This window comes from Aquirufa rosea, assembly GCF_004118285.1.
Classification (GTDB): domain Bacteria; phylum Bacteroidota; class Bacteroidia; order Cytophagales; family Spirosomataceae; genus Aquirufa; species Aquirufa rosea.
This window is the reverse complement of record NZ_SDHY01000007.1, coordinates 150,415-156,667: the sequence shown is the minus strand read 5'-3', so window position 1 is coordinate 156,667 and position 6,253 is coordinate 150,415. Positions and strand designations below refer to the sequence as shown.

The 6,253-nt window shown below is 33.1% G+C and carries 5 protein-coding genes; 4 read left to right on the top strand and 1 reads right to left on the bottom strand.

Going from position 1 to position 6,253, the window contains the following annotated elements; all coding sequences use genetic code 11:
- Window positions 1–275, top strand: a 275-nt coding sequence (locus tag ESB04_RS11430) for a gliding motility-associated C-terminal domain-containing protein (protein ID WP_164969653.1), incomplete at its 5' end; no start/stop codon positions are given.
- 745 nt (window positions 276–1,020) lie between these two features.
- On the opposite strand, the gene ESB04_RS11425 is transcribed toward ESB04_RS11430, so the two are convergent.
- Window positions 1,021–1,455, bottom strand: coding sequence for a Rieske 2Fe-2S domain-containing protein (locus ESB04_RS11425; RefSeq protein WP_164969652.1), 435 nt, complete (start codon window positions 1,453–1,455; stop codon window positions 1,021–1,023).
- A gap of 141 nt (window positions 1,456–1,596) precedes the next feature.
- Between ESB04_RS11425 and ESB04_RS11420 the strand changes: the two genes are divergently transcribed.
- The 3 genes from ESB04_RS11420 to ESB04_RS11410 all read left to right on the top strand — a co-directional run bounded on the left by ESB04_RS11420 (window position 1,597) and on the right by ESB04_RS11410 (window position 6,150).
- A complete protein-coding gene (locus ESB04_RS11420; RefSeq protein WP_129027875.1) occupies window positions 1,597–3,345 on the top strand; it encodes a DUF1800 family protein in 1,749 nt (582 codons plus the stop codon).
- A 1-nt stretch (window position 3,346) separates the two neighbouring features.
- Window positions 3,347–5,446: a DUF1501 domain-containing protein gene (locus tag ESB04_RS11415; protein WP_129027874.1), complete on the top strand. Its 2,100-nt coding sequence runs from the start codon at window positions 3,347–3,349 to the stop codon at window positions 5,444–5,446.
- A gap of 164 nt (window positions 5,447–5,610) precedes the next feature.
- A complete protein-coding gene (locus tag ESB04_RS11410) occupies window positions 5,611–6,150 on the top strand; it encodes a hypothetical protein (protein WP_205749505.1) in 540 nt (179 codons plus the stop codon).
- Window positions 6,151–6,253: the final 103 nt, after the last annotated feature.

Here is a 6,253-nt window from a genome sequence, read left to right as displayed (position 1 = left end):
GTCCTTCTTTCATCCCACAAGGTATCTCGCCTAATGGTGATGGCAAAAATGACAAGTTAATCATCCCAGGCATTTTGGGCACAAAGAATACCTTAACCATATTCAACCGTTGGGGTGAGGTAGTATTTGAAACCAAAGACTATAAAAACAATTGGGGTGGTGAATATAATTCAACAATTCTACCGGATGGTGTATACTATTATAATGTTGATTTTTATGAGGTTAAGCCGAATATTTCAGCTTTCTTAATTATAAATAGATTAAATCTCAAATAACGTATAACATAATTAAAGGAGTCAATATGAAATTTAATTGAAACATATTTAGACATTTTGTTGGTCTAAGTACTACTAATTAACTGCCAGTTTAAAATTAAATCATTTTTATTTGAATTAAACTCTCGTGCTTCCACCAAGGTTAAGTTGGTTTAGATAATTAGTTTAAATTGATCAGAAGCACTTTTTAAATATTGATTCTTTCTTCAATTTGTGGGGCATTGGGATTTATTTGAACGGTATTCAAAGAATATAAATTGGCAAAACCAACTGAGTCTATGTTTTTCACAATTGCCCCGAATTTTACATTCCATGCTTCAATTTCTTTTTTGCTTGAATCAATAGAAAAGGCTACTTTTTGTCGTGTTACTCTAAAAGGAAGAATTAATGTCCCCAACAATATGGAGATTTGTTGTCTTTTTATTTTTATATAATTTAGATTTTTGGAATATTAACCAAATAAAATCATACGAAAAATGAAATAATAAAATTTAAAAATGAGGCCTTGTAATTCCACTTTTTAAATATCAGGGAATAAAATTTTCATTATGACGGAAATTTAGATTCATTTGAAATTTAAATCTTTGATTATACCTAATATACATCCCTTTAAAAACATAAATAATCAATTACCTGACACGTTTTAAAAGTTGTATTTACAAAAAGAATAGATTCTAATTTAAATATAATTTAAAGGTGTAAGACCAATCTAATGGATGTTTTTTTGAACTGAGTAGATTTTTATTCAAGAAAAATTAATGGTAAGTAAATCTTTGTAAAGTGTGGTTTTATAAGCCTTTAGGTTTCCAAAATTTGTGTTTGAATTACAATTAGCTATTTGTCCCGTATTAATTCCGAAGGAATTCCCATGGTTGGCACATGTAAATTTGGACGATTTGTAAGACCATTGGTCACGACTTCCTAAATGTGGGCAGCAATTGTCGAATGCCAAAATGGTAGATGCATCTTTTCGAAGTATTAAAATTCCATTTATTTGATCATTAACGAAATTGTTCACAGTGGATAATGGGTAATAGGTATCGTGTTTCATATTGATATATACATTTGCTTGTTCCTGTAAATACCCTTTTGTTCCAATATCTTTCAATCGAGTTAAATACTCACTTTCCTCTTTTGAGATAGGTTCTTCTGTAATGGAATCTTGACAACTTATCATCATTTCTGCTGTGGCTAAAATGCTTAAAACCATTATGGGGCATGACTTTTTTAAGAACTCTTCTCGTTTCATTAATTTGACCGTTTAATTAATTAAATTTTTTTTCGAAAAATAAACAATTAATTTTATTTGAACCTAACACCTATGAAAAACCCTATTTCGGTAGATTTAGTATCCCAATTCTACAAAGAAAACGTTGATTTAAGCAAAATTGAACAATCGAGGGCCTCGAGGACGGTTGTTAATTTGGGGCTTGAACCTTACACCGGCACTTGGGGAGTGGCACAAAAAAAGCATCTATTGAATCGTGTTTTAACGGGGTATTCAAATAGGCATCTGATGGATATCAGTTCATTAAATCTAAGCGATTCTCTGGATTTGATTTTTAAGAAAGATAAAATACCAAGCGTGCCTATCAATGATTACGATTATGAGATAAGTAAAGAAGAAACTGAAAAGCAAGGTCATTATTACATTGAACCTGGAAAGGAATATATTTTTGCTCCAGAACCCAATGGTTCACCTTGGCCTAGACATCAATCTCACGATGCATGGTTATTTAAAAATATGATAGAACAAAACACTTCCATTCATTGGCGTATGGTTTTTTTTCTTCATAATTTATTGGCATGTGGAAAGGGTAGTGTTAAAATGATGTATCAACATTACAAAATGCTTTTTGATTCGTCTTTTGAAAGCTATAAATCCATAATTTATAAAGTTACCATCGACCCGATGATGTTAGATTATTTAAATCTACAACAAAGTCAAAAATTTAATCCAGACGAAAATTATGCTAGAGAGATTCAAGAATTATTTACAGTAGGAAAAGGAGTCAATTCTAAATTTACGGAGGAAGATGTTTCTGAAATGGCTCGCTTGTTAGTTGGCTGGCAATATTTTGTTCCAAGCAAAAATGAAAAATTTGGACCAATTACGAATATCTTTAATGCTTGGAATCATGATACAGGCGATAAACATTTCTCTGCATTTTACGGAAATCGAGTAATTAAAGGTCGGCAAGGTTCTGACGGAATGAAAGAATTGGATGACGCGATTGATATGATTTTTGATACGGAGGAATGCGCTCTTTATCTGTCTCGGCGTTTATATCAATTTTTCTGCTATCCCTTGATCAATGATACTATTGAAAAAAATATCATTAGTCCGATGGCTGATTTGCTAAGGAAAAATAATTTTGAATTAATGGTTCCTTTAAAAGCTTTACTTGGTAGTGCACATTTTTTTGACAATTCTTTTTACAATGCAATGATCAAATCGCCCTTAGAGTTTGGGTTTGGTATTATAAAAGAATTTGAATTTAATTATATCAATTATGAATTGAAATCTGATATTCCTCTACGCTATACCTCTTCACCCACGAAAGATTTTTATAAATATCGTTCTTTACAGTGGGATTTAAGTAATATAGGGTTAAATTTTACAGACCCACCAAGCGTGTCGGGTTGGTCTGCTTATTACCAAGCACCTGTATATGATTTATTTTGGATTAATTCAGATACAGTAGCCAAAAGAGCAAATTGGGGCAATGGTTTAGGTAGGTGGGGTAAATGGATTGGAAATGGTGACACCAAAGGAGGTGTGCATATGCAAATCGATTTTAGTAAGTTTCTTACCACATTAAAAAACCCTAGCAATATTGATGATGTAATTAGTGAAACGATAGATCGTCTCATGAGTGTTCCTATTTCCTCTGCGGCAAGACTTCGAATTAGAAGTAAAGTTCTTGAAGGAGTATCATCAACATATTATACACAGATGTATCAAAATCATCTAATCAGTCCTACGGATGAAACACGGTCAACGATATCTAATCGAATGACCAATTTATTAGGTTCACTTTTCCAAATGGGCGAAATCCATTTGTTTTAATATGAAAAGAAGACAGTTTATACATCAATTAGCGCACGCATCAGCGATGCCAGCGCTGTTTTCTTCTTTTCCATTTGAAGCATTAACTCATCAAGCCAATTCTTTACTGTCTACTACTGCTTCAGAAGGAAATATCTTAATTATTATTGTTTTAAATGGGGGGAATGATGGATTAAATACGGTTATTCCATTAACAATGTTATCTGAATTAAATAAAATTCGCTCTACGGTAATGTTGCCTGAAAATAAAATATTACATCTAAAGGGCACTGATTTAGGATTACATCCTTCGCTTGTAGGACTACAAGGGCTTCATTCGGAAAATCGATTGAAAGTGATACAATCAGTTGGCTATCCCAATCAGAACTATTCACACTTTAGGTCGATGGATATTTGGAATTCCGGTTCAGATGCACTAAAATATATCAATAGCGGATGGGCTGCACGTTATCTTGAAGAAAAACACCCTAATTTCCCGGATGCATATCCAACAGAACTTTTCCCACACCCATTAGCAGTAGAAATTGGATGGAATTCTTCATTACTTTTTACTGGTAACCGATCATTCACAAGTGTAGTATCTTCTAATCCATCTGATTTTTATGAAATAATCAATGAATTTGATAATACTTATCCATCTACTCCCCAAGGTGAAAAATTGAAATACTTACAGTTAATGGCAAAACAAGCCAATGCTTATGGTAAGGTTTTAAAAGAAACATTTGGGAAAGGAAAAGATTTTACTTTTCCAAGATATGGATTAGCTGATCAATTGAAAATTGTTAGCAAATTGATTTCCGGGGGATTAAATACTCGAATTTATAAAGTTGATATAGGGGGGTTCGATACACATGGTAATCAAGTTGATTCCGCTGACAAGACAAAAGGAACTCATGCTAACTTATTGAAAGAATTAGACGAATCCATCACTGCTTTCATGAAAAGTTTAGATTCAATAAATAAATCAGATAGGGTTCTTGGTATGTGTATTTCAGAATTCGGTCGCACAGTACATTCTAATGGTACCAATGGGACGGATCATGGATCTGTATCACCTATGATACTTTTTGGAAATAAGTTAGATACAAGTGTTGGAGGCAAAAATCCGATTATTCCATCGAATACAAATTATCAGTATGAAATGGATATGCAATTTGATTTCAGACAGGTTTATGGGTCTATCATTAATCAATGGATGGGAGGAGGAAAGAATTTCGTGAAAGAGATTCTTTTTAATGATTTCGATAATTTGCAAATTATTAAATCTGATTTCGTTGATTCAGATGAAGACGGGGTGCCCAATTTGGTTGATTTATGTCCTGATACCCCCATTGGGGCTATTGTTGACATAAATGGTTGTGAAATTTTTAATCTTCCATCGAATAACTTTAAAGTAGAAGTTGTAGCAACTACCTGTATTGGTACAGCCAATGGATCAATAAAAGTTCAAGTGGTAAACACGAATTTTACCTATTCGATTCGACTTATTGGACCTAATAAGTTTGAAAAGAATTCGACTATTCCAAAAGGTACAAATACTTCTACGATAGCGGGTTTAATCCTTGGAGAATATTCTCTGGTTATCACTATAGAAGGGATTAAAAATTATCAACAAGTTTTTGAATTAAAAATTTCAGAACCTTCAACACTAGTTGTAAAATCCACAATTAATTATGTTAGTCAAACAATCCAATTAATCTTATCAGGTGCTAATCAATATCAAGTTGAGGTTAACGAGGCTTCTTATAGGGTCAATGGACAACAATGGATAGGAACTTTGCCTACTGGTGCTGTTAAAATTCAAGTAAAAACTGATTTACCATGTCAAGGGGCCTACTTGGAGGAATTTTTTCAATCAGAAGAAGTTAAAGCTTATCCTAATCCTACCTCAGGACCCTTGCAAGTACAAATAAAGGGGAGGGATTATGAAGTTAACATTATCGTAATGAATTTACTAGGCAACCGTATTTTTAGCGGCAATTATCTTGTCGATGGCGACCGAGAAGTGAAAATGAATCTAGAAGAATTTCCAGAAGGGACTTATTTGTTAAGGGTATTGGGTAATACGGTCGACCAAACTATAAAAGTAGTTAAAATATGAAAAAGCTATTTTGTATTTTCGGATTAAGTATCTTTTATTTAGAATGTTCATCTGGTGGGGAAAATATAGTACCTGTTGTTGAATCTCCACCTCCTTTTTCAGCTATTCTTTCAATACCAGTAAATGGTTCAGTATGTGTTGAAGGTCAAAGTTCAAGTTCAACTATGGCAGATGTCGATTTTGCTTGGACACTTTCAAAGGACACTGATTTTTATGAAATTATTGTAACTAATCTGTTAAATCTCACCAATATCTCGAAAACTGTCAAGGGAGATAAAACTACGATATCATTGAGTAAAGGTATTCCTTACAGTTGGCAGATAATCTCGAAATCAGATAAAGTCAAGCAAACAGCAAGCAGTGCTTTATGGAAGTTTTATTTAGCAGGTGATGGTATCTCCACTTATGCGCCATTTCCCGCCACAGCCACAAGTCCGACACCAGGTTCTTCAATTACCGCAATAGCTGGTAAGGTGAATTTAGCCTGGATAGGCTCTGACCCAGATAGTAAAATTCTGAGTTATGAGATTTTTATTGATATGGATGTCAATAAAGTATACAATCATAATATGACCCCTCTGAAATCTTCCAATCCTAATCTTCTCGTAAATGTATCATCTGGCATGACCTATTATTGGTCTATTAAAACGAGTGATGGAGCCCAAAGTTCTTTTTCTGTCGTATATAGTTTTAGAGTGAATTGAGAGGATACTATTTTAATAATTTGATTCGATAGCATTTATCAATTTATCACAATTTCAAGTCTTATAATTTTAATCAAAGCATTCTTGAGTTAAAATGACTCAG